This window comes from Pseudazoarcus sp. NS34 (assembly GCF_059703725.1).
The window spans coordinates 36,748-59,337 of record NZ_BAAKIZ010000001.1 but is presented as its reverse complement, the minus strand read 5'-3'; the positions used below and the strand labels follow the sequence as shown (position 1 = coordinate 59,337).

General features: G+C 66.3%; 18 protein-coding genes and 1 tRNA gene. 8 read left to right on the top strand and 11 right to left on the bottom strand.

Features of this window, described 5'->3' with window-relative positions; genetic code table 11:
- Position 1 precedes the first annotated feature (1 nt).
- Both AC6H0N_RS00280 and AC6H0N_RS00275 read left to right on the top strand, forming a co-directional pair.
- On the top strand, positions 2 to 2,053 hold the full coding sequence (locus AC6H0N_RS00280) for a CocE/NonD family hydrolase (protein WP_497572053.1): 2,052 nt from the start codon (positions 2 to 4) through the stop codon (positions 2,051 to 2,053).
- Between the two features lie 43 nt (positions 2,054 to 2,096).
- Positions 2,097 to 3,479, top strand: coding sequence for a 3'-5' exonuclease family protein (locus tag AC6H0N_RS00275; RefSeq protein WP_497572052.1), 1,383 nt, complete (start codon positions 2,097 to 2,099; stop codon positions 3,477 to 3,479).
- Between the two features lie 13 nt (positions 3,480 to 3,492).
- Here AC6H0N_RS00275 and AC6H0N_RS00270 read toward each other — a convergent pair whose 3' ends face one another.
- From AC6H0N_RS00270 to AC6H0N_RS00250, 5 genes are all read right to left on the bottom strand, one after another.
- On the bottom strand, positions 3,493 to 6,738 hold the full coding sequence (locus AC6H0N_RS00270) for an efflux RND transporter permease subunit (protein WP_497572051.1): 3,246 nt from the start codon (positions 6,736 to 6,738) through the stop codon (positions 3,493 to 3,495).
- On the bottom strand, positions 6,735 to 7,952 hold the full coding sequence (locus tag AC6H0N_RS00265) for an efflux RND transporter periplasmic adaptor subunit (protein ID WP_497572050.1): 1,218 nt from the start codon (positions 7,950 to 7,952) through the stop codon (positions 6,735 to 6,737). The genes AC6H0N_RS00270 and AC6H0N_RS00265 overlap by 4 nt, the downstream gene beginning before the upstream one ends.
- Positions 7,949 to 9,418 (bottom strand): efflux transporter outer membrane subunit, encoded by a 1,470-nt coding sequence (locus AC6H0N_RS00260; RefSeq protein WP_497572049.1) that lies wholly within the window; start codon positions 9,416 to 9,418, stop codon positions 7,949 to 7,951. Before AC6H0N_RS00260 ends, AC6H0N_RS00265 begins: the two co-directional genes overlap by 4 nt.
- Entirely contained in the window at positions 9,415 to 10,068 is a 654-nt protein-coding gene (locus AC6H0N_RS00255) for a TetR/AcrR family transcriptional regulator (protein ID WP_497572048.1), read from the bottom strand. Before AC6H0N_RS00255 ends, AC6H0N_RS00260 begins: the two co-directional genes overlap by 4 nt.
- Before the next feature lie 237 nt (positions 10,069 to 10,305).
- Positions 10,306 to 10,500, bottom strand: a complete 195-nt coding sequence (locus AC6H0N_RS00250; protein ID WP_497572047.1) for a hypothetical protein — start codon at positions 10,498 to 10,500, stop codon at positions 10,306 to 10,308.
- A gap of 653 nt (positions 10,501 to 11,153) precedes the next feature.
- Between AC6H0N_RS00250 and AC6H0N_RS00245 the strand changes: the two genes are divergently transcribed.
- The 4 genes from AC6H0N_RS00245 (at position 11,154) to AC6H0N_RS00230 (ending at position 14,253) form a co-directional block, all read left to right on the top strand.
- Positions 11,154 to 12,758 carry a PepSY-associated TM helix domain-containing protein gene (locus AC6H0N_RS00245; RefSeq protein WP_497572046.1) on the top strand — a complete coding sequence of 535 codons (1,605 nt, stop codon included), beginning with the start codon at positions 11,154 to 11,156 and terminating at the stop codon, positions 12,756 to 12,758.
- Positions 12,755 to 13,054 carry a DUF3649 domain-containing protein gene (locus AC6H0N_RS00240; RefSeq protein ID WP_497572045.1) on the top strand — a complete coding sequence of 100 codons (300 nt, stop codon included), beginning with the start codon at positions 12,755 to 12,757 and terminating at the stop codon, positions 13,052 to 13,054. Before AC6H0N_RS00245 ends, AC6H0N_RS00240 begins: the two co-directional genes overlap by 4 nt.
- The gene (locus AC6H0N_RS00235; RefSeq protein WP_497572044.1) at positions 13,051 to 13,491 is read left to right on the top strand and encodes a DUF3325 domain-containing protein; all 441 of its coding nucleotides are present in this window, start codon (positions 13,051 to 13,053) and stop codon (positions 13,489 to 13,491) included. Before AC6H0N_RS00240 ends, AC6H0N_RS00235 begins: the two co-directional genes overlap by 4 nt.
- 153 nt (positions 13,492 to 13,644) lie before the next feature.
- The gene (locus AC6H0N_RS00230; protein ID WP_497572042.1) at positions 13,645 to 14,253 is read left to right on the top strand and encodes a hypothetical protein; all 609 of its coding nucleotides are present in this window, start codon (positions 13,645 to 13,647) and stop codon (positions 14,251 to 14,253) included.
- Between the two features lie 142 nt (positions 14,254 to 14,395).
- On the opposite strand, the gene AC6H0N_RS00225 is transcribed toward AC6H0N_RS00230, so the two are convergent.
- From AC6H0N_RS00225 to AC6H0N_RS00215, 3 genes are all read right to left on the bottom strand, one after another.
- The gene (locus AC6H0N_RS00225) at positions 14,396 to 14,809 is read right to left on the bottom strand and encodes a DUF1178 family protein (RefSeq protein WP_497572040.1); all 414 of its coding nucleotides are present in this window, start codon (positions 14,807 to 14,809) and stop codon (positions 14,396 to 14,398) included.
- Between the two features lie 19 nt (positions 14,810 to 14,828).
- Positions 14,829 to 14,913 (bottom strand) — tRNA-Leu (locus AC6H0N_RS00220).
- Between the two features lie 98 nt (positions 14,914 to 15,011).
- Positions 15,012 to 16,904, bottom strand: a complete 1,893-nt coding sequence (locus tag AC6H0N_RS00215) for a DEAD/DEAH box helicase (RefSeq protein ID WP_497572039.1) — start codon at positions 16,902 to 16,904, stop codon at positions 15,012 to 15,014.
- A 385-nt stretch (positions 16,905 to 17,289) separates the two neighbouring features.
- Here AC6H0N_RS00215 and AC6H0N_RS00210 point away from each other — a divergent pair, with 385 nt between their 5' ends.
- Positions 17,290 to 18,459, top strand: a complete 1,170-nt coding sequence (locus AC6H0N_RS00210) for a TRAP transporter substrate-binding protein (protein WP_497572038.1) — start codon at positions 17,290 to 17,292, stop codon at positions 18,457 to 18,459.
- Positions 18,460 to 18,468: 9 nt separating this feature from the next.
- On the opposite strand, the gene AC6H0N_RS00205 is transcribed toward AC6H0N_RS00210, so the two are convergent.
- The 3 genes from AC6H0N_RS00205 to AC6H0N_RS00195 all read right to left on the bottom strand — a co-directional run bounded on the left by AC6H0N_RS00205 (position 18,469) and on the right by AC6H0N_RS00195 (position 21,422).
- A complete protein-coding gene (locus AC6H0N_RS00205) occupies positions 18,469 to 19,305 on the bottom strand; it encodes a DUF3750 domain-containing protein (protein WP_497572037.1) in 837 nt (278 codons plus the stop codon).
- Between the two features lie 151 nt (positions 19,306 to 19,456).
- On the bottom strand, positions 19,457 to 20,539 hold the full coding sequence (locus AC6H0N_RS00200) for a tartrate dehydrogenase (protein WP_497572036.1): 1,083 nt from the start codon (positions 20,537 to 20,539) through the stop codon (positions 19,457 to 19,459).
- 4 nt (positions 20,540 to 20,543) lie between these two features.
- A complete protein-coding gene (locus AC6H0N_RS00195) occupies positions 20,544 to 21,422 on the bottom strand; it encodes an alpha/beta fold hydrolase (protein WP_497572035.1) in 879 nt (292 codons plus the stop codon).
- A 127-nt stretch (positions 21,423 to 21,549) separates the two neighbouring features.
- Here AC6H0N_RS00195 and AC6H0N_RS00190 point away from each other — a divergent pair, with 127 nt between their 5' ends.
- Positions 21,550 to 22,458, top strand: a complete 909-nt coding sequence (locus AC6H0N_RS00190) for a LysR family transcriptional regulator (RefSeq protein WP_497572034.1) — start codon at positions 21,550 to 21,552, stop codon at positions 22,456 to 22,458.
- Positions 22,459 to 22,590 lie beyond the last annotated feature (132 nt).

Here is a 22,590-nt window from a genome sequence, read left to right as displayed (position 1 = left end):
GATGGAGTTCGTCACGCGTTTTCCGCACTCAGTGCGCGTCATCGAAAATGTGTTCATCACCATGCGCGACGGCGCTCGCCTGGCCGCCCGCGTGTGGCTGCCGGAAGACGCCGAGGCGCACCCGGTGCCGGCCATCATGGAGTACATCCCGTATCGCAAGCGCGACATCACGCGCGGGCGCGATGCCAACAACCACGCCTATCTGGCCGGCCACGGCTACGCCTGCGTGCGGGTCGACATGCGCGGCAGCGGCGATTCCGACGGCGTGGTGGTGGACGAATACACTTGGCAGGAGCAGGAAGACGGCGTTGACGCGATCGCGTGGATCGCGCGGCAGGACTGGTGCAACGGCAAGGTCGGCATGATGGGCATCTCGTGGGGCGGCTTCAACAGCCTGCAGGTGGCTGCCCACCGCCCGCCGGCGCTGAAGGCGATCATCAGCATCTGCTCGAGCGACGATCTGTACGCCGACAACATGCATTACATGGGTGGCTGCCTGCTCGGCGACAACTTGTCCGAGGCGACGGTGATGCTCGCCTTCAACAGCCTGCCGCCGGACCCGCGCATCGTCGGCGAGCGCTGGCGCGAGATGTGGATGGAGCGGCTGCGCGGTAGCGGCCTGTGGCTGGAACCCTGGCTCAAGCACCAGCGCCGCTCGGAATATTGGACGCGCAGCTCCGTGTGCGAGAACTACGCGGCCATCCAGTGCCCGGTGTTCGCCATTGGCGGTTGGGCGGACGGCTACACCAACACCGTCTTCCGCCTGCTCGAACATCTCGAAGTGCCGCGCCTGGGCCTGATCGGGCCGTGGGGCCACAAGTATCCGCACCACGGCGTGCCCGGCCCGGCGATCGGCTTTCTGCAGGAGGCCGTGCGCTGGTGGGACTACTGGCTCAAGGGCGAAGACAACGGAATCATGGACGAACCGATGTTGCGGGCCTGGCTGCAGGACAGCGTCCCGCCCGAAAATGCCTACGAAGACCGGCCCGGCCGCTGGATTTCGGAGGCGCAGTGGCCGTCGCCCGACGTGCGCTTGCAGAAGTTTTCGCTTGGCCCGTACACCATCTGCTGCCCCGGGGACGAGGAAGGCGCGGAATCCGTGCCGGCCGAAACGCTGCGCGCCAACCCGCTCACCGTGCAATCACCGCTCAGCGTTGGCACGGCGGCAGGCAAATGGTGCTCCTACGCGGCCACGCCGGACTTGCCGGGTGACCAGCGCGAGGAGGACGGCGGCTCGCTGGTGTTCAGCAGCCGGCCGCTTGAAGACACGCTGGAAATTGCCGGCATGCCGCTGCTGCAGCTGGAGATTTCCGCCGACAAGCCGCAGGCCATGGTGGCCGTCCGGCTGTCCGACGCCGCGCCGGACGGCAAGTCCACGCGCGTCACCTACGGCTTGCTCAACCTCACGCACCGCGAAAGCGATGCGTCTCCCGAACCGCTGGAGCCGCATCGCCGCTATCGCGTGACAGTGCCGCTCAACGGTATCGCGCAGCGCTTCCCGCGCGGCCACCGCTTGCGGGTTTCGATCTCGACCTCGTACTGGCCGCTGGCATGGGCGTCGCCCGAGCCGGTGGAGCTGACCGTGTACCCCGAGCACAGCGCCTTGCTGCTGCCGGTGCGATCGCCGCGTGCCGAAGACGTGTCGCTACGCCCGTTCGGCGAGCCCGAGCAGGCGCCCGACACGCCCACGACACGGACCGCGCCGAGCCGGCACAACTGGCTGCTCCACCGTGATCTGGCCAACAAGGCGTCGGTGCTCGAAATCATCAACGACCAGGGTGAGTTCCGCCTGGACGAAACCGGCACCGAGGTGCGGCGCAGCACGCGCGAGTGGTATTCGTTCAACCACGACGACTTCACCTCGCTGCGCGGCGAGACTTACACCGAGCGCGGCCTGCGCGCCGACGGTTGGGACGTGTTCGTGGTGACGCGCACGGTGCTGACCTGCACGCGCAATGATTTTGTGATCCACGCGGAACTGGACGCCTACGAGTCGGGTCACCGTATCTTCTCCGACAACTGGAACCGCAGCATTCCGCGCGACAACATCTGAGGCTGTTCGCGCTGCCTGCCGGGCGGAGTCACCGTCACACAGCATGATCCGCCTCCCTGCCTTTCTCGCCGACGGGCTCGCCTTCGTGGATATCGAAACCACGGGCGGCCCGACGCGGCTTGAATCGATCACCGAAATCGCCGTCGTCGAGGTCGACGAGGACGGCGTGCGCGAGTGGTCGACGCTGGTGCGCCCTGAAACGCGCATTCCCGACCACATCATCCGGCTCACCGGCATCACCAACGAGATGGTGGCCAACGCGCCGCGTTTTGCCGAAGTGGCCGATGCGCTGTTCGACCGGCTGGACGGGCGCACCTTCGTCGCGCACAACGCGCGCTTTGACCATGGCCACCTGAAGGCGGCGTTCAAGCGCATGGGCGTGGACATCCGCCCGCGCGTGTTGTGCACCGTAAAGCTCTCGCGACGGCTGTATCCGGAGCACTCGCGCCACAGCCTCGACCACCTCATCGCCCGGCACGGGCTGGAGATGGCCGCGCGTCACCGGGCCCTCGGCGACGCGCAGTTGCTGTGGCAATTCTGGCAGCGCATGCACGAGCATTTTCCGGTGACGCGAATCGACACCGTGGTGCGCGATCTGCTCGGCCGGCCGGCGTTGCCGTCGTACCTCGACGCGGCCGAGATCGACGCCATTCCGGAACGCCCCGGCGTGTACATCTTCCACGGTGAAAACGCCTTGCCGCTCTACATCGGCAAGAGCATGCGGCTGCGCACGCGGGTGATGTCGCATTTCAGCAGCGACCACCGCAGCGACCGCGAACTCAGCCTGTGCTCGCAGATCCGGCGCGTGAGCTGGATCGAGAGTTCCGGCGATCTGGGCGCGCTGCTGCAGGAAGCCACGCTGATCAAAACGCTGCACCCGACCCACAACCGCATGCTGCGGCGCAACCGCGAACTGTGCACCTGGCGTGTCGTCCCGGACCTGATCGGCGACCTCGATATCCGATTGATGCGCGCCGCCGACCTCGACCCGGGGCGCCGCGACGACCTCTACGGTTTCTTCCGCAGCCGGCGTGCGGCAGTCGAGCGTCTGCATGTGTTGGCGCGTGAACACGAGCTGTGCCCGCCCATGCTGGGTCTGGAGAAACATGGTGGCGAGCGCTGCTTCAATCTTCAGTTGCGGCGTTGTCGCGGCGCCTGTGCGGGGCGCGAGAGCGCGGCCGAGCACACCACGCGTCTGCTCGACGCGCTGCGCGAAATCAAGGTGGAAGCCTGGCCGTACAGTGGCCCGATTGGCTTGCGCGAGGGAAGCACGTTGCACATCGTCGACGGCTGGCGCTACCTCGGCAGCGCCGCCGACCAGCCTGCGGTCGCGGCCTTGCTGGCCGACGGCGCGCCGGCCTTCGACTACGACATCTACCGGATTCTGCTGCGCGCGATGGGGCGTTACCTGGTGGTCGAGTTGTAGGGCGCGCTGCGGCTCAGTCCAGTGACTTTGCTTCGCCGGCATTGGCTGGTGTGAGCAGCAGGTACAGCGCAGGCACCACAAACAGCGCGAAGATCGACACCGAAATCAGCCCGAAGATGATCACCAGCGTGAGCGGCCGGTAGGACGCATTGCTGATCGTGAGTGGAATCAGCCCCACGATGGTGGTGACGGCCGTCGACAGCAGCGGACGCAGGCGACGTGCGGAGCCGGCCGCGGCGGCTTCGGCAATCGACAGCCCTTCGCGCACGTAGGCGTTCATGGTGTCGACCATGATGATGCCGTTGTTGATGGCGATGCCGATCAGCGAAATCAGCCCGATCATGGCGAAGAACGAGAAGGTGATGTCGAAGGCCCAGAAGCCCAGCGCTGCGCCGATTACGGCCAGCGGCATGGTGATGAAGATGATGAAGGCCTGGCGGAAACTGGAGAACACGATCACCAGTACGCCCACCACCAGCACAATGGCCACCACCAGGGCGATCAGCGCCGAGCCGAAGGTTTCGGCGGTTTCGGCCGACTCCCCGCCGATGGAGCTGCGGTAGTCGTTGGGCCAATCGCGTTTCAGTTCGTCCAGGCGCGGAGCCACTTCGGCCATGACTTCGGTGACGGTGCGGCCTTCGTTCTTGGCCATGACCGTGATCGCGCGTTCGCCATCGACGTGCGAGATGGCGATGGCCGATTCTGATGACACGGGCTCGACCAGCTGCAGCATGGCGATGGATTGTCCGTCCGGCGTGAAGGCGCGGATGCGCGACAGTTCGTTGATGTTGCGAGGGCCGCCGGCTTCGCCGGGTCGGCTGGGCCACTCGGTGCCAAGGCGGATGTCGATGTTGTCGATGCCGTCGGCGGTGACGAACTGGCCGACTTCGTCCGAGCTGAACGCGATGCGCAGCTGCGCGGCCAGGTCTTCATGCGTGATGCCGAAGAAATCAGCCGCCTCACGGTTGGGGCGCAGCGCGATCTGCGGTTGCAGCATGCCGATGTTGTCGCGCACGTCCACCACGCCGGCGGTGTCGGTCAGCAGCGCCTGCACCTGGTAGGACAGGCGTTGCAGCTGATCCATGTCGGGGCCGATGAGCTGAATCTCGATGGGCGCGCCGGTGGTCGGGCCACCGCCTTCGGACACCACCAGCAGCTGGGCGGCGACGGCGTTCTGATCGAGATAAGCCGACAGCTCGCGGCGCAGCTCGTCGGCCAGCTCGAAGGATTGGGCGTCGCGCTCTTCAACGGGGTGGAAGATGGCCGAGAAGCCGATGAAGTTTTCCGCCTCGCTCGGCTGCAGGCTGGCGGCCATCGACGTGGCGGCAAACGGGCTTTTCAGCCCCACCAGTTTGACCACGCTTTCAAAGTAAGGCTTGTCGCGCAGGATCTCGCCGATCTCGTCGGCCAGCTGCTGTGATTGCTCCAGCTGCACATTGGGTGGCAGCTCGATGTTGATGCCCAGCCGTTCGCCGTCTACCGGCGGAAACAGTTCGACACGCGCCTGCGTGAAGGCCAGCACGGCCACGATGAACATCGCCAGCGTGCCGAGCGCCCAGGCCCACGACTGCTTGCGGCTGCCGACCACGCGGCGCGTGTTCCAGCGTTCGAGCCCTTCGACGGCCGCGCGCGTAATGCGGTCCGACCGGCCCATATTGTTGGCGTCTTCGGGTGCGCGCTGGCGCCCGAGCAAATAGCGTGACAAGGGCAGCGAGCACAACATGGCCACCACAAACGACAGGACCAGGCAGATCACCGTGGTGGTGGGCAGCACGCGGATGAATTCGCCCATCGTGCCGCTGATCGACATCAACGGCACCAGCGCCAGAATGGTGGTGATCTGCGCTGCGAAGGTCGGCACGGCGTAGCGCTTTACCGTGGCCAGCACGGCCTGGCCGAAGGTTTTGCGCTGGTTGTAGATCTCGTCGTGCACCCCCTCCATGAGGATGATGAACACGTCGATGATCATCACCAGCGCAATCACCATGCCGATCACCACCAGCTCGTTGAGCGAATAGCCCATGAGCAGGATGATCAGCAGCACGCCGGCGAAGGTTATCGGCACCGACAGCCCGGCCACCAGCGCTTCGCGCCACGCGATGGTGATGAACAGGATGACGAAGACGATGAGCATGGTCTGCAGCGCGCTGCCGAAGACGTCGGTGAGCGAATCCCAGATCTGCGTCGCTTCGTCCTGCGTGGCGGTGTACTCCAGCCCGGCCGGCCAGCTGCCTTCGTTGCGCATCTGGTCGAGCGTGTCGCGCAGCGACGCCACCAGATTGACCGTGTCGGCCCCCGGCGACTTGCGCACCGACAGCTCCAATGAAGGCTCGTAGGGCGCGCCGCGATCGCTGAAGAAGGCCCTCGTGGTCTCGGTTTCCTGCATGCGCCGTACCGTGGCCACCTCGTCCAGAGGCACTGCACGCCCGGCCAGCACGCCGTCGAGACGGGCGACGGGCAGGGCGCGCAGGTCGTCCACCTCGCGGAAGCGCCCTTCCAGACGCACCACCGCGCCGATGCTGTCGCTGCGGATTTCGCCGAATGGTTGTTCGATGTTGGCTTGCTGCACGGCCCTGCGGATGGAGGAGGGCGACAGCCCGAGGGCCAGCATGCGCTCGGGCCGCAGCAGAATCTGCACGATCTCTTCGCGCTCGCCGCCGATGTCGACCTCGTTGACCCCTTGCACGCGTTCGAGGGTGTCGCGCACGCGGCGCGCCAGTTCGTTCATGGCGGCAGAGCTGCCGTCGCCATGCAGCGTGAAGGTGAAGATGGGGCGGTCGTCCACCGAGGCCTGATCGATGGCCGGCCGCTCGACCTCGGCCGGCAGCTCGGCCTCGGCGTCGGCCACGGCGGCGCGCAGCCGCGTCATCGCGTCCACCGGGTCGGCAGAGGCTTCGAACTCGACCGACACGATGGAGTAGGAATCGAAGGACGCACTGTCGACGCGCTTGACCCCTTGCAGCGTCGTCACCTCGTCCTCGATGTGGTCGGTGACCTGTTCTTCCATGGTGCGCGGGTCGGCGCCGGGCCACATGGTGGTGATAGTGGCCTGGGGAATGTCGAGATCGGGCAGGGCCTCTTTGACCAGTTGCGAGTACGCCATCAAGCCGCCGAGCACCAGCGTGGTCGCGAGCAGGATGCCGAAGATCGGCTGCAGGAAGAAAAACCTGGCGAAGCGGTTGGCGTCGCGCACTTCCGGCGTTTCGTCTGCCGGGGCGCGTCGGGCTTGCGCGCTGTCTTCGGGGGCGTGTTCGCTCATTGTTGGTCCGGCCCGGCGTTGAGCACGCGCACGGCCTGGCCGTCGCGCAGCGCGGCGCGGCCTTCGGTGACCACCCGTTCGCCCACCTCCAGGCCGCGGGTAACGGCCCGGTATTCACCGGATTGCTGGCCCAGTTCAACGCGCCGTTCAATGACTTTGCCGGTGTTCTCGTTGAGCACGAAGACGAAGCTCTGATCGTCGCGAAAGCGCAGGGCTTGCAGGGGTACGGCCAGCGCTTCTTCCTGCCGCGGCCCGGCGATCCACACCGCGACGAACTCGCCGTCATGCAGGCCCGAAGTGTCGTCCTCGGCGTGCACGAGGATTTCGAAGGTGCGCGTGCCGGGGTCCAGCGAGGGGCTGACCGCGTGTACGCGGCCTTCCACGCTGTTGCTGAGCGCCTCCGGATCCATGTGCTGTCCTTCGTTCGGCGGGTTGGCGCCCACCACGGCACGGGCGCCGGGCGAGACCTGCCGGAAGTTGTAGGACGGCAGTTCGACGCGGATCTCGAAACGGTCGGGGTCGATGACCAGTGCGGGCACGGTGCGCAGGGCGTCCTGCTCGGTCGCGGTCTGCACGGCGCTGGGCGAGAAGTAGCGGCCTTGCTCGATGTTGAGCCGCGCCAGCACGCCGTCGATGGGCGAGACCAGACGCGATTCCTCCACGGCGAGTTCGGCCTGGGCCACTTGGGCACGTGCGCTTTCCAGCGCCGCCTGCGCTTGCTCCACCTGCACGGCGGCCTGGTCCAGCTCTTGTTGCGAGGCAGACTGCTGCTCGATGAGGTTCTGATAGCGCTTGAGGGTGACCTGCGACAGCCTGACATTCGCCTCGGCCTCGGCCTGCGCCGCCTGTGCCGCGCGCAGGTCGGCTTGCAAGCGCTCGGGCGCCTGGTGGGCGATGAGTTGCCCGGCCTTGACCGGGCTGCCTACGTTGAGCGCGTCATCCACAAAGGTGACCGTGCCCTGTTGCGTGAAGGTGAGGAATTCACGCTGCAAGGAGCGCGCCGTGCCCTGGCTGTAGATCCACGCCTGCAACTGGCGCTGCTCGACGGGCACGACCTTGATGCTGACCGCCGGCTCCTCGCGCTGCGCGCCGTTGTCGCCTTCGGGCTGAGCGTTGGCGCTGTCGTCGGCGCCGCCGCAGGCGGCAAGCGCCAGCAGGGCGAAGATGCCGAGGACGATCATGCGGGACGCGTTGATGGGGGCTGGCTTGATCATCGGGTGGTGTCCGTTACGGGGGCGAAGCCGGTCGGCGCGACGGGCAGGGGTGCATCTTCAAACCCGCCGCCCAGCGCAAGGTGCAGGGCAATGCGGTTCTCCAGTCGGGCATGGCGGGCGGTGATCTGGGCGCTGCGCCCCTCCAGGGCGCGTTGCTGGCTCTCCAGCACGTTGAGGAAGGGGTCGATGCCTTGTACGTAGCGGTTGTACGACACCCGCACGGCCTCTTCCGCGGCGCTGGCGGCAGCGTCGGCCGCCGCCTCGCGGCGGTTCAGCAGCGCGTCCACCGCCAGCGCCGTCTCGACCTCCGACAGCGCATTGAGGGCTGTTTCGGCATACGCATTCAGGGCTTCGTCACGTTGGCCCTCGGCGATATCCACCTGCGCTACCAGCCGCCCACCCTGAAACACCGGCTGCAGCAGCCGCCCGGCAATCGACCAGATCAGATTGCCGCTGCGGAAAAGCTCGGACAGATCACTGCCGGCAAAACCGGCCGAGCCGGTGAGCGACAGCGATGGCAGGAACGAGCGCTGCGCCGCGCCCAGTTGGTAGCCCGCGCTGAGCAGCCCCAGTTCGGCCGCCTGGATGTCGGGGCGGCGGGCGAGCAGTTCTGCGGGAATGCCGGCAGGCGGGGGCGCCGGCACGGCTGGCAGTTCGGTGGCGGTACTCAGCGTGCCGGACGGGTAACTGCCCATCAGCACTTCGAGTTGGCGCAGGCTGCGTTCGAGCGCTTCGCGGCGCTGCTCCAGCCCGGCCCGCGCGGATTCAAGGTTGGCCCGGGACAGCTTGCCGTCGGCCGGAGAGGTGACGCCCGCGCTCACGCGGTTGCCGATCTGGCGGGACATCTCCGCCAGCGACTTCACGGTGCGCTCGGACAGCGCGACCTGCGCCCGCGCATGCACGATTTCCAGATACAGCTGCACGACCTGGGCCGCCACGGATTGACGCATGGCGCGCAACTGTTCGCCGCTGGCGAGGTAATCGGCGCGGGCGGACGCCGACAGCGCGGACAGGCGGCCCCACAGGTCGAGCTCCCAGCTGATGTCCAGCGCGGCGTTGTGCGTGGTGCTCAGCACCTCGACGGGTTCCGCGCCGGGAAGGACGGCCACGTTCTGGCGCTGACGCGTGGCGCCCAGGCCCAGGCCGATCTGCGGCAGGCGGTCGGCGCCTTGCAGGCGCGCCTGGGCCTCGGCCATGCGGGCGCGTGCGATGGCCTGCGCGAGACCCGGATTGCGCTGCAATGCGGTGCGGACGAAGAGGTCGAGCTGCGGGTCGCCGAAGTCGCGCCACCAGTGTTCGGATGTCGGGCTGGTGGGTGACGCTGAAGTCGCAGAAAAATTCTGCGGCAGAGCGAACGGCAACTGCGCCGGCTCGGGCGTGACCGTGGCGCAGCCGACCAGCAGCGATGCCGCCGCCAGTGTGGCGGCCAGCGGCCGCAGAAATGGTGGAAGCAGAGCCGGCTTCATCGCGCGGCCTCCGGTCGGCTGAGCAGCGTCAGCAGCATCTCGCGATGCGCGGCGCGGATCTGCGCAACGTCCTGCTCGGCGTCGTCCGGGCCGAGAATCAGGTAGCTCATCATGGCCAGCAGCGCCGGCGAGGAGAGCAAGGAGTAGCGCCGCGACACCGCGCAATCGGGCACCGCTCCGTGCGCCACGCAGGCGTCCATCTCGGCCTGCCGCTCCAGCGTGTAGGGCTCGAAAATCTCGCGAGCCCAGCGGCGCACGCGCTCCTGGTCTCGTCCGCTCTCGGTGATCAGCAGGCGGAAGGTGGCCTGTGCGCGCGGATTGCCCACCAGCCCGTAGATGGTTTCCAGAAAGCCGTCCACGACTTCTTCCAGCGCGCAGCCCTCGCGCCAGTGCCATTGTGGCTGCTGCGTCTGGCTGAAGATGTTGTCGATCAGAAGCGCTTCAAAGATCGCATCCTTGCCCTCGAAATGGGCGTAGATGCCGGCCTTGGTGATGCCCACCCGCCGAGCGATGCGCTCCATCGTGGCGCCCTCGAAGCCGACCGCACTGAACTCGATGAGCGCCGCATCCAGAATCTGCCGGCGACGCACCTCGGGCGGCAGGCGAACACGCTTGGGCTGCTCGGGCGTTTGGGGAAATCGGCTGTTCATCCAGACTGGAGCTCGCTGACGGCGGAGCAAAAATTATAGCAAGCGAGATCGCCTTAACAACCAATCGGTAGTTACGGGGTGTGAGCGGGCGAAGGCACGGCTGCGGGTGAGGCCCGCCAACAGAAGAGTGAGTGAGTCAGGCCGCGCAGGAAGCTGCGCCGGCCGGTGCGGGGCGGCCGCGTTTGCCTTGGTGCTCGTGCCGCTTGCGGCCAGGCGCTTGAAACGTCGCTACGCAGATCAGCCGAGCAGATCGATCAGATGCGGCGCAAAGGCCAGGCCACACACCAGCGCGATCGGCAGGTTCAGGAAAAACCACGGGTCGCCCTTCTTGAACATGCGGTTCCACGCGACGCCACTGCGGCGCTTCTGGAATAGCAGCAGGCCGCTGTAGGTCAGCAGGGTGATGAAGATGATGGCAATGCCTTCGGCCATGGATTCCCTCGATGCTGGATGCTTGGTGATGCGCGCAGTATGGCCGGTTTTGCAGGGGGAGAGGGCAAGGTGTGCCGAAGCCCATCGAGGCGGCTCGCCCCTATCCACTGACCGCACTGTCTGATCATCGGCCTTGCCGGCGATCAGCGAAAGCGGTCGCCACAAGGCACTGCGCGTCGCATCTGCAGATGGCGAATCCGCGCATTGCTCGCCAGGGCCCTCGTCAGAGTCGGAGACGATGTTCCGGTCGGCTTCGAACAGCAACTGGGGGGCCGGCACTTCGCGAGGCTTGGCTCGCTCACTTAATAATGGTTATCATTTACGGTGGCTCGGTAGAGAGCCGCGCGCGAAATGAAACGTTTGGAGGCGGACGTGCCATTGAGCGCAGTAGCTTGCCCGGGCGCATGGGTGGCCTTCTGTCCGGCTGATGGCCACTGGGGCCTGTGGTACCCACCTGCACGACGCCACGCAGGCGTAACAAGCCGTAACGAGATGGCACCTTCGTGGCGCTCAAACGGCATGTGGAGTGAGGCGGGATGTACGCGCGGCGCGTCGGCTGACGGCGCTGAGCGGGCCAGTGAATTACGCAGCGCAACGTCGGATCGGGCGCTGCGCTGTTTTCGGTGAACGGATGATGTACCCGAGAGGAATCGATGAAGGAAGGTTTTCGCCAGTGCATGGCCTGGCTGCATACCTGGACCGGCCTGGTCACCGGGTGGGTGTTGTTCTTTGTGTTCGTGACGGGCACGGCGGGTTATTTCGACGACGAGATCGACCGCTGGATGAAGCCGGAGCTGCCGTTGGCCGAACAGGTTCAGGTCGGGGACCGCGCTGCGATGCTGGACCGCACTGCCGACCGGCTGGCGGTTGTGGCGCCGGGTGCGCGGCAATGGATCATCCAGTTGCCGGGCGAACCTGCGGCGCCGCGCGGCCCGCGCGGGCTGGGCATCCGCTGGCAGCAAATGCCGGAGGCGGGGCGCGATCAGGGGCAGCGCGGCAACGAACGTCTGGATGTCGATAGCGGTGAGCCGCTACCTCAAGTTGAGCCGCGTGACACCCGTGGCGGGCAGCTGTTGTATCGCATGCACTACCTGCTGCACTACATGCCGACCACCGTGGGCATTCTGCTGGTCGGCGTGTGCACGATGATGATGTTCATCGCCATTCTCTCGGGCATCGTCACGCACAAGCAGATATTCAAGGACTTCTTCACCTTCCGGCCCGGCAAGGGGCAACGCTCGTGGCTGGACGCCCACAACGTGACGAGCGTGATGGCGCTGCCGTTCTTCCTGATGATCACCTACAGCGGGCTGATCCTGTTCCCGCTGCAGTACATGCCGGGCGCGGTGTTCACGCTGTATGGCAGCTCGAAGGCGGAAGTGCGGGTGTTCATCGACGAGTTCTTCGAGACCGATCGCAACCGTAGCTACCTGCCTTTACAGCGTCCGGCTGCGTCGCTCGACAACATCGTTGCGCAGGCGGAGCAGCAATGGGGTGCGGGGCAGGTGTCGGCGCTCGAGCTGGAACACCTCGAGGATTCCGTTGCGACGGTGACGGCGCAGCGCACGCACGGCGGCAAGATCGACTTCCGCCAACCCGAGCAACTGAGCTTCGACGCGACCACCGGCGAAGCCTTGCCGTCGCCCGAAGGCAAGCATGCTTCCGGTCAAATTCGCGGCGTGCTGTATGCGCTGCATGAAGGCTTGTATGCCGGGCCGTGGCTGCGCTGGTTGTACTTCGGCTCCGGCTTGCTGGGCTGCGCCATGATCGGCACCGGCCTGGTGCTGTGGACGGTGAAGCGACGCAAGCGTCACGCGAAGAACGGAGAGGTGGTTTCGCGCATTGATGCGGCGGGGCTGCGCCTCGTCGAGGTGCTCAACGTCGGCACCATTGCCGGCCTGCCGGTGGCCGTGGCGGCGTACTTCTGGGCCAACCGCCTGTTGCCGCTGGAGATGGCCGACCGCGCGCTGTGGGAAGCCCACGTGATGTTCGCCGTGTGGGGCTGGCTGTTCCTGTACGCCTCGCTGCGGCCTTTGCGCCGGGCCTGGAGCGAGATTCTGTGGCTGGCGGTGGCCGCCTACGCGCTGTTGCCGCTGCTCAACCTTCTCACCACCGATCGCCATCTGGGCGTGACCGTGCCGCATGGCGACTGGGCTTTGGCCGGCTTCGATCTGACCGTGCTGGCCCTGGCGGCGGCCTTTCTGTACATGCTGCGCAAGCTCAAGCGGCGCTGGAACGCGGCGGAGGTGGCGGCATGAAGGCCGTGTCTGATACCGCGCGTTATCGCTGGGCGGTGTTCTCGCGCGTGCTTGCCGCCACCGTTGGTGCGTACGCCTTCACCTGGGCGGCCATTGTGCTGGCGGCGCTGATCTGGCCGCTGCCGCGTGCCGAGGCGGCGGGCGCGGCAACGATGCTCGGCTTCGTGATCTACGCAGCGGCGGCAATGTGGGTATTCACCACGCGTTCGGCCTGGCGTGCCTGGCTTGGCATCGCGGGTTGTACTGCCGTGTTCGCCGCGCTCGACTGGTGGCTGATGCAAGGGGGCGCAGCATGATGGCGGCTGGACTTGTGCTGGTCAGCGTGAGCGCTTGTGTGGCGCTTGCGCTGGGCATGGATCGACATTCGAAAGATGTGCTGGGGCGCGCTCCGTCCCCCGCCCGGCGGGCGATGCTGCGCATCACCGGCTGGGTCTCGCTGCTGGTGGCGCTGGCGATCGGCGTGGCCGGATGGGGCCAGACGGTGGGGGTGGTGGAGTGGGTTGCCGCGCTGACAGCAGCCACTGTGCCGTTGGTGATGCTGGTGCTGCCGCGTTTTGCCGGACGAGGACCCGCGACGGCGCGGCGCCAACCGACGCCAGCTGAGCCGCTGGATGCGAGCGTGCCAAGCAGCATGCCGGGCAAGCTATGGCGCTGGGCACGCTTCGCCGGTTTGATCACGCTGCCGCTGTTCATGCTGTGGGCCGCTATGCATGTGCCAGCAAGCCCGGTGTAGCGTCGGGAGCGCGCAGCCGGATACGTAGCAAGATGGCGGCATTGCGCTGATGGTGTATCCATTCATTGCGCGAGGCTTGTTGAGAACGGTTCTCACGCATAATAGCTCCCGACCCGGGAAGCCCTGCTCCCGAATGTGTGTGAGGAATCCGTAATGAACACCCCTTCCGATGAATCCGAGTCGCCGCGACAACGCGTGCTGGCCGGGCCGTTCGGCCGTCAGCAGCAGGATTGCGCGGCGCTGATCGCCCAGCAGGCGAGCGAGATCGAACGGCTATCCGCCGAAATGATGTGCATGCGCGGCGAGATGATCGTGCAACGTACTGCGCTGGCTTTTGCCGAAGAAGAGCGCGCTGCGCTCGAAGCCGCCTCGCCGGGGCTGCCGCGCCGCGCGAAGCTGGCGCGACGGGTGGATGCGCTGATGTCGCGCGTGCAGGATCTGATGCGCGAGCGGCGCTCGCAACCACGCCGACGTGCCTTGCCCAACATGTTGCCGGGGCTGCGCGGCAAGCTGGTGTTGTGCTTTGGAAGCTCCGCGCCGGACGTCGACGCTGCGCGTGATCTGATCGAGCGCTCCGGCGGGTCGTTCGTGCTGCGCCAGCCACCGGCTGACGGGCGCGACTACGGTGCCGTCGAAGCCTGCCTGGCTGCTGCCGACATGGTGGTGTGCCACATCGGACAGATCGGCCATGAGGCCTATCGCCGCGTGCAGGACTACTGCCTGCGCGCCGGCAAGCACTGCCTGATGGTGGGCAACGCCTAGGCCGTTTCGCTGCAGCCTTGAATGAACATCGGCCCCGCGACCTGAAAAGGTCGCGGGGCCGATGCGTTTTGAGCTGGGTGCTTGTGTCAGTCAGAAGCGCCTCCGAGGCTGAAGCGAGGCGGCTTTACGGGCTTCGTCTTCGCTACTGCAGCGACGGTTCGTCCGGCACTGGCAGCACCAGAATGCCTTCTTCCAGCAACTCGCCGAGATCGTCGCTGCTGGCGCGACCGCGGATGCTGCGCGCTTGCGATTCGCCGTGGTGGATGCGGCGGGCCTCGTCGGGAAACTGTTCGCCCACGTCTTCAGCGCTGCGCGCCGCCATGCGCAGCGCGGCCATGACCTGGGCCGGGTCTACCTGAGGTTGTGGCGGGGTGGCGTCGCCGCGCGGCGCAGAGGTGTTTACGTAGGGGGCGGAAGGGCGGCGTTCGACGTGCGTGGAGCCGCATTGCGGGCACGCTACGAGGCCGCGCGCGGACTGGTCGACAAACGCCCCGGCGTTGGCGAACCAGCCTTCGAAGAGGTGTTGCTTGTCACAGCTGAGATTGAGGACGATCACCGCGGGCTCGCAGCAGACATGGTGCCGAGGACGGGACTTGAACCCGTAAGGCTTGCGCCGGCAGATTTTAAGTCTGCTGTGTTTACCAGTTTCACCACCCCGGCCGCTCGCCCATGCGGGCAGCAGCCGCGCATTCTAGCGCAGACGTGCGCGCCGGCCCGAACGCGTGAGCATTGGGGCCGGCGTGTTGATCAGGCTGCGATCAGAACTTCTTGCGGGCGCGCGGCGGCTTGTCGCCACCTTCGGAACGGAAGGACGGACGCTCGCCGGATTCGCTACGCTGCGGACGATCTTCACGGCCGGCAAAGGGCTTGCCCATGCCGGGCTTGCCGAAGGGCTTGCGCGGCGGCTTGTCGCCGGCATCGTTTTCGCCGCGGGTACGCGGAGCGGGGCGCGCACGCGGGTTGCTGGCGGCGTGGGCGTCTTCTTCCGGCGTGAGCGGGCGGGTGTAGAGCACGAACTGGCGCACGCGCAGGCGGGCCAGCGTTTCCAGCACGTCGGCAGGCATGGCGGCCGGCAGTTCGACGGTGGAGTAGTCCTCGTACAGGTTGATCTGGCCGATGAAGCGGCTGTCGATGCCGGCTTCGTTGGCGATCGCGCCGACGATGTCCTTGGGGCTGACGAGCTGGTTCTTGCCGACGGCGATGCGATAGCGCATCAGCTTGCCATCGGAGAAGTCGCGGCGGCGCTCGAGGATCTTCTCGCGGTTTTCGCGCGGCGCGCGCTCGTCGGACGAGCGCTGCGGCGCGGCTTCGAACTTGGCGAAGTCGCGGCCGCCTTCGGGCAGTTGCAGCGGACGGTCGCGGGTGGCCATGGCGGCCAGCGCGGCGGCGATGTCGTGCAGTTCGTGCGTGCCGTCGGCTTCGAGGCTGGCGACGACTTCACGGAAGAAATCGAGGTCGTCGGACTGCAGTACGCCTTCGACCTGCTCACGGAACTGCGAGATGCGGCGGTCGGCGATGGCTTCGCGCGAGGGCAGCGGCAGCGGCTCGATCTTCTGGCGGGTGGCGCGCTCGATGGTCTTGAGCATGCGCACTTCACGCGGCGTGACGAACAGGATGGCGGTGCCGAGGCGACCCGCGCGGCCGGTACGGCCGATGCGGTGCACGTAGGCTTCGGTGTCGTACGGAATGTCGTAGTTGATGACGTGCGTGATGCGCGAGACGTCCAGACCACGCGCGGCGACGTCGGTGGCCACGACCAGATCGAGCGCGCCGCGCTTGAGCTGTTCGACCACGCGTTCGCGCAGTTGTTGGGTCATGTCGCCGTTGAGCGCGCCGACGGCGTGGCCGCGCGCTTCGAGGCGGGTGGCCAGCTCTTCGGTAGCGATCTTGGTGCGCACGAAGATGATGCCGGCGTCCATGTCCTCGATTTCGAGGATGCGCGTGAGGGCATCAAGCTTGTGCGGCACGCTGACCTGGCAGAACTTCTGCGTGATGGTCGACACCGTGGTGGTGGCGGCCTTGATCTTCACTTCCTGCGGGTCGCGCAGGTAGCGGTGGGCGATGCGACGAATCGGGTCCGGCATGGTGGCCGAGAACAGCGCGGTCTGGCGCTCCGGCGGGGTGTGGCCGAGGATCCATTCGACGTCGTCGATGAAGCCCATGCGCAGCATCTCGTCAGCTTCGTCGAGCACCAGCGTCTTGAGGTTGTCGAGCACCAGGCTCTTGCGCTCGATGTGATCCATGATGCGGCCCGGCGTGCCGACCACGACGTGGGCGCCGCGCTTCAACTGACGCAGCTGCACGACCATGCTCTGGCCGCCGTACACCGGCATCACGTTGAAGCCAGGCATGTTCTTGGCGTAACGCTGGAAGGCTTCCGATACCTGGATGGCCAGTTCGCGCGTCGGCGCGAGCACCAACACTTGCGGGCGGTTGTCGGACAGATCGATGCGAGCCAGGCAGGGCAGCGCGAAGGCGGCCGTCTTGCCGGTGCCGGTCTGCGCTTCGCCGAGGATGTCGGCGCCAGCGAGCAGCGGCGGGATGCACGCGGCCTGGATGGGCGACGGGGTTTCGTAGCCGACTTCTTCGAGCGCCGAGAGTAGCTGGGGGCCGAGGTCGAGCTGTTTGAAGTTTTCTATTGTGATGGTCATGGTCTTACGGCGAGCTGCCGGTGGTGTAACAGAGGAAGGGGTAATGCGGGGCAGCGCCGAAGGCGATGGTGCATCGTTCGGGAGGCGGCTGTCTGCTTTGCGCGAACGGTCACAACTCCGGTGCCGCGCATCATACCGGAATGTGCCCCGTGCTGCTTGACTTTGCGGGCGGCGACAGGTTAGGCAGGGCTGTCTGCGCAGTGAAATCGCGGGCGGCGCGGACTTGTTGCATGTACGGATGGCGTATTCGTACACGCCGGCGTATTTTTCTTGAGAACTGCCATGGCAGATAAGCTTTGCGCTACTGTCGTGCAGAACAACAACAAGAATGCAAAGCGGTCCGGTGTTTGACGCCCCCGAGGCCGCTCCCCCGGGAGGACAGACGATGCAGAACAACATCTCAGGCGGCAAAGTGCCCGCCAAACCTGACGAGGCGGCCAGGCCCGCGCGGCGCAAGTTTCTGAGTGGCGCGGCGGTTGGTGTGGCTGCTGCCGGTTTCCCGATGGTCTCGTTTGCGCAGACGCAGGTGTTGCAGTTCCAGAGCACCTGGCCGTCGCGCGACATCTTCCATGAGTACGCCGGTGATTTCGTGCGCACCGTCAATGAAATGTCGGGCGGGCGTTTGCGCATGAACCTGCTGCCCACCAGTTCGGTGGTCGGTTCCTTCCGCCTGCAGGATGCCGTGATCAAGGGCGTGCTCGACGGCGGCCATGGCGTTGCTGCATATTGGTACGGCAAATCCAAGGCCTTCTCGCTGTTCGGCACGCCGCCGCCGTTTGGTTGGGACGCGCATCAGTTTCTGGGCTGGATCAAGTACGGCGGCGGCCAGCAGCTCTACGACGAACTGCTCGAACGCATGAAGCTCGACCTGGTGGGCTTCCTCACCGGACCGATCCCCACACAGCCGCTGGGTTGGTTTCGCGAGCCGATCCGCGCGGCTGCGCAGTTCCGGGGCCTGAAGTACCGCACGGTCGGGCTTGCCGCCGACGTGATGCGCGAGGTGGGCGCCGCCGTGACCATTCTGGGCTTCGGCGACGTGGTGCCGGCGCTGGAGCGCGGTCTGCTGGACGGGGCCGAGGTCAATGGCCCGTCGTCGGACCGCCTGCTCGGTCTGCCGGAGGTCTCCAAGATCCTGATGATGCGCAGCTACCACCAGGACTGCGAGTCCTTCGAGATCATCTTCAACCGCACGCGCTTTCAGCAATTGTCGCCCGAGCTGCGGGCCATCCTGCGATACGCCGCCGAGGCTTCGTCGAGCGACATGTACTGGAAGGCCATGCGTCGCTATCCCGAAGACCTCGAGAAGATGCGCACCGAGCAGGGTGTGAAGACCTACATCACCCCGGACGAAGTGCTGCAGGCGCAGCTCAAGGCCTGGGACGTCGTGATCGAACGCGAATCGACGGCCGACCCGTTCTTCCGCCGCGTGATCGAGTCGCAGCGGGCGTATTGCGAAAAGACGGTGGCCTTCCACATCGAGAACAATGCGCCCAAGGAGCCGGCGTACCGCCACTTCTTCGGACGCAGCCCGACCGCCACGTCGAGCAAGCCCTGAAGGCTCGCTCTATTCTGCGGCGTGGGCCGTGCCGCTGCTGCTGCGCGGCTCGGACGGCACGCCGATGCGGCCGATGCCGGGCAGTTTGAGGGCCGGCGGCCACACATCCACCCCGGCCGTCAGCCCGAGCACATTCAGCTCCAGCCCTTCTTCGGGCGACACCACCACACCGAGCAGGCCGGCCAGCGAGAACTGCATGCCTGAGCCGCTGGCCGGGCGCGCGAACACGCCGCCTTCGGGGAGGAAGTCTTTGCCGATGGCTGTGGGAGGCAGGTCGAGCGACAGCTCGGGCACCGCGCGGCCCAGGTAGGCAATGTAGGTGTTGCTGTTAGGGCCGGGCCAGATGCGGTATTCATCGTTGTACGGATAGACGCGGCTGGCCGCATGCAGACGGCCGATCATCTCGTTTACGTTGGGGCCGCCGCGCACCTCGCGCACCAGCGTGGGGGCGGCGCCGTACCAGTAACCGTCGGGAATGCCGGGGCCGACGCGTACCGCCTGGCCGCCACGCATGACGTAAAAGCCCATCACCTCGAAGCGCGTCCAGGCGTCGCTGTCGGTGGTCTTGGCAGCCAGCCAGCAATGCACGCCGAAGGCGCCGCGCCAGCGAAAGGCGCGCGCACACCAGGCCTGAATGCTGGCCTCGTCACGGGCGACCTTGGGCGCAATGCCGGCGCTGTCGCGTCGGGCGGTGCGCCAGTCGCTGGCCTGCGCCTCGCCGATGGTGCGCATCAGATACGAGGCGCCGACCGGGACGAAGTACACCAGCGTGACGGCGAACAGGCCGATTGCCACGCGTTTTGCGATGCGTCGCAAACGGCCGGGGGAGGTGTTGTGTTGATTCATGGTGCCTTGCACTCGGGAGAACCCCGAACAGACCGATTTTGCCCGAGGTGGTTCGAATGCGAAGGCGAATTTCGCAGCGCAGTGACCATTCGACACCTGCCGCCTGACTGCGTGGGCGTCAGGTACGCACCGGTGGTGCATAACTGACTGGTTACCCCTTTGCGACCAGCTCCGCGATCGCACGACCCAGCGTTTCGGTCGAGCCAGTGCCGCCCACGTCCGCAGTCAGCACCGCCTTGTCACCTGAAGCCAGTACGTTCTCGATGGCCGACAAAACGGCTGCGCCGGCCTCCTTGTGGCCAAGGTGTTCGAGCATCAGCGCGCCCGACCAGATCTGGCCGATGGGGTTGGCGATGCCTTTGCCGGCGATGTCCGGCGCGCTGCCGTGCACCGGCTCGAACAGACTGGGGAACTTGCCTTCCGGGTTGATGCTGGCCGAGGGCGCGACGCCGATGGTGCCGGTGCATGCAGGGCCGAGGTCCGACAGGATGTCGCCGAACAGGTTGCTCGCCACCACCACGTCGAACCAGTCCGGGTGCAGCACGAAATGGGCGCTGAGGATGTCGATGTGGAACTGATCGGTGGCCACGTCCGGGTACTTGGTGGCCATTCCCTTCACGCGTTCGTCCCAGTACGGCATGGTGATCGAGATGCCGTTGGACTTGGTGGCCGAGGTCAGCTTCCGGCGCGGGCGGGACTGCGCCAGCTCGTAGGCGTACTTCAAGACGCGGTCGACGCCGATGCGGCTCATCACCGTCTGTTGCGTGACGAACTCCCGCTCGGTGCCGCCATACATGCGCCCGCCGAGGCTGGAATATTCGCCCTCGGTGTTCTCGCGCACCACGTAGAAATCGATGTCGCCGGGCTTGCGGTCGGCCAGCGGGCATCGGATGCCCGGCAGCAGGCGCACCGGGCGCAGGTTGATGTACTGGTCGAAGTCGCGGCGGAACTTGATCAGCGAGCCCCACAGCGAGACGTGATCGGGCACCTTCTCCGGCCAGCCGACGGCGCCGAAAAAGATGCAGTCGAACTGCATCAGCGTGTCGAACCAGTCGTCCGGCATCATCTGGCCGTGCTGGAGGTAGTAGTCGCAGCTGGCGAAATCGAAGTCGCTGAACTCCAGCGCGATGTTGAAGCGCTGCGCAGCGGCCTTGAGTACGCGCACGCCTTCGGGCACCACTTCCGTGCCGATGCCGTCGCCGGGGATGACTGCGATCTTGTGGGCTTTGCTCATGGTCTTACCTCATGAAGTCGGTGATGTGCTGCAACAGAAGTTCCGGCGCTTCTTCCGGGATGTAGTGACCGCAGGGCAGGGCCTCGCCGTCGAGTTCGGTAGCGAGTGGAGTCCACTCGGTGAGCGGGTCGAAGCAGCGCTGGATCACACCGTGTTCGCCCCACAGCACGCGGGTCGGGCTCTGGATGCGACGGCCGGCGTCGAGATCGGCCTGGTCGAATTCGAGGTCGATGGTGTTCGACGCGCGGTAGTCCTCGCACAGCGAATGCGCCGCGCCGGGCAGGGACAGGCAGCGCTGGTATTCGGCGATCGCCGCCGGGTCGAACACGTCGAGGCTGGCGTGGCGGCCGCCCATGGTGCGGGTGATGTAGCCGTCGGGCGAGGCCTCGATCAGCGTCTCGGGCATCGGCGATGGCTGGATCAGGAAGAACCAGTGGAAGTACATGGTCGCGAAGCGGCGATCCGTGCCCTGGTACATCGCCAGCGTCGGCGCGATGTCGAGCAGCATCAGCTTGTCCACGCACTCCGGATGGTCGGCCGCGAGCCGATGCGCCACGCGCGCGCCCCGGTCGTGGCTGCACAGGAAGAAGCGCTCGAAACCGAAGTGACGCATCACCGCGATCTGGTCTTGCGCCATCGCGCGCTTGGAGTAGTTGCTGTGGTCGGGCAGGCCGGCAGGCTTGGAAGAGTCGCCATATCCGCGCAGGTCGGTGGCGATCACGGTGTAGCGCTGCGCCAGTTGCTCGGCCACTCGGTGCCAGATCACATGCGTCTGCGGGTGGCCGTGCAGCAGCAACAGCGGCGGGCCGTTGCCGCCCTTGCGGCCGTGGATGACGATGCCGTCGCCGACGTCGAGATCGAAGGTGTCGAAACCCTTGAACATCCGGTTCTCCTGAAATTTTGCAGGCGCCCGGCATAGCCGGAACCCGCAGGATGGGCTTACTGTAGCGATTGTTCGGGCGTAGATAATCAGGCTGGTGCGCAATTCATTGTTGAAATAAAGTGCATGAATGTCCGCCGTCGATGATCTTGCCTTCTTCCAGCATCTTGCTCGCGCCGGCAGCCTCACCGGGGCTGCGCGGGAACTGGGCCTGTCGCTGTCGGCCGTCAGCAAGCGGCTGAAGCTGCTCGAAGCGCGGCTTGGCGTGCAGCTGGCCCAGCGCACCACGCGAAGCCTGACCCTGACGCCCGAGGGTGAGCGCTATCTCGCGCGCGGAGCGTCCATTCTCGATGATCTGGCGGAGCTGGAAGACAGCCTGAATGACCCGAGCAGCGCACTCTCCGGGCGCATCTGCGTTAACGCCACCTTCGGTTTCGGACGACGCCACATCGCGCCCTTGCTGTCGGAGTTCGCCGCGCAACATGCGGGGCTGGACATCCAGCTGGAACTGACCAACTTCCCGCTCAGCCTCTCGGATGCCGGGGTGGACATCGGTATCCGCATTGGCATACCGCCGGATTCGCGGCTGGTGGCGCGCAAGCTGCTGGCCAACCGACGCATGCTGTGCGCTGCCCCCAAGTATCTGGAGAGCGCGCCGCCACTCGCGCATCCGACCGATCTGGCCGCCCACGCCTGCCTGATCGTGCGCGAGATCGACAGCGACTACGCGCTGTGGCGCTTCGAGCGCGGCGGGGAAGTGCAGTCGGTGCGCGTGGGTGGGCGACTGTCGAGCAATGACGGCGAGGCGGTGCATCGGCTCGCGCTGGACGGCCACGGCATCATGTTGCGCTCGTGGTGGGATGCGCACGAGGCGCTGGCGCGAGGCGAACTGGTCGAGCTGCTGCCGGACTGGCACAACACCGGCGCCGACATCTATGCCGTCTATGCCCATCGGCGTTTTGTGCCGGCGCGGCTGCGTGCCTGCGTGGCGTTTCTGGTGGAGCGGATGCAGGGCCGGGTTCCGTCGCCGCCGTTGTGAGCGCTGTCCTGCGCCCTCAGCGGACTCGCTAACGCCCGCCATGGCGTTGGCCGGGCACGGAATTTTCCGTAACGATCCAGATACTTGGCACCCGTTTTGGCGGTGCATGATGCCCATTCGACGGCCTGCTCG

Excerpts from the sequence above, each read along its gene's own strand:
- AC6H0N_RS00280 (WP_497572053.1), top strand. The coding sequence starts at position 2 with ATGGAGTTCGTCACGCGTTTTCCGCACTCAGTGCGCGTCATCGAAAAT.
- AC6H0N_RS00275 (WP_497572052.1), top strand. The coding sequence starts at position 2,097 with ATGATCCGCCTCCCTGCCTTTCTCGCCGACGGGCTCGCCTTCGTGGAT.
- AC6H0N_RS00270 (WP_497572051.1), bottom strand. The coding sequence starts at position 6,738 with ATGAGCGAACACGCCCCCGAAGACAGCGCGCAAGCCCGACGCGCCCCG.
- AC6H0N_RS00265 (WP_497572050.1), bottom strand. The coding sequence starts at position 7,952 with ATGATCAAGCCAGCCCCCATCAACGCGTCCCGCATGATCGTCCTCGGC.
- AC6H0N_RS00260 (WP_497572049.1), bottom strand. The coding sequence starts at position 9,418 with ATGAAGCCGGCTCTGCTTCCACCATTTCTGCGGCCGCTGGCCGCCACA.
- AC6H0N_RS00255 (WP_497572048.1), bottom strand. The coding sequence starts at position 10,068 with ATGAACAGCCGATTTCCCCAAACGCCCGAGCAGCCCAAGCGTGTTCGC.
- AC6H0N_RS00250 (WP_497572047.1), bottom strand. The coding sequence starts at position 10,500 with ATGGCCGAAGGCATTGCCATCATCTTCATCACCCTGCTGACCTACAGC.
- AC6H0N_RS00245 (WP_497572046.1), top strand. The coding sequence starts at position 11,154 with ATGAAGGAAGGTTTTCGCCAGTGCATGGCCTGGCTGCATACCTGGACC.
- AC6H0N_RS00240 (WP_497572045.1), top strand. The coding sequence starts at position 12,755 with ATGAAGGCCGTGTCTGATACCGCGCGTTATCGCTGGGCGGTGTTCTCG.
- AC6H0N_RS00235 (WP_497572044.1), top strand. The coding sequence starts at position 13,051 with ATGATGGCGGCTGGACTTGTGCTGGTCAGCGTGAGCGCTTGTGTGGCG.
- AC6H0N_RS00230 (WP_497572042.1), top strand. The coding sequence starts at position 13,645 with ATGAACACCCCTTCCGATGAATCCGAGTCGCCGCGACAACGCGTGCTG.
- AC6H0N_RS00215 (WP_497572039.1), bottom strand. The coding sequence starts at position 16,904 with ATGACCATCACAATAGAAAACTTCAAACAGCTCGACCTCGGCCCCCAG.
- AC6H0N_RS00210 (WP_497572038.1), top strand. The coding sequence starts at position 17,290 with ATGCAGAACAACATCTCAGGCGGCAAAGTGCCCGCCAAACCTGACGAG.
- AC6H0N_RS00205 (WP_497572037.1), bottom strand. The coding sequence starts at position 19,305 with ATGAATCAACACAACACCTCCCCCGGCCGTTTGCGACGCATCGCAAAA.
- AC6H0N_RS00200 (WP_497572036.1), bottom strand. The coding sequence starts at position 20,539 with ATGAGCAAAGCCCACAAGATCGCAGTCATCCCCGGCGACGGCATCGGC.
- AC6H0N_RS00195 (WP_497572035.1), bottom strand. The coding sequence starts at position 21,422 with ATGTTCAAGGGTTTCGACACCTTCGATCTCGACGTCGGCGACGGCATC.
- AC6H0N_RS00190 (WP_497572034.1), top strand. The coding sequence starts at position 21,550 with ATGTCCGCCGTCGATGATCTTGCCTTCTTCCAGCATCTTGCTCGCGCC.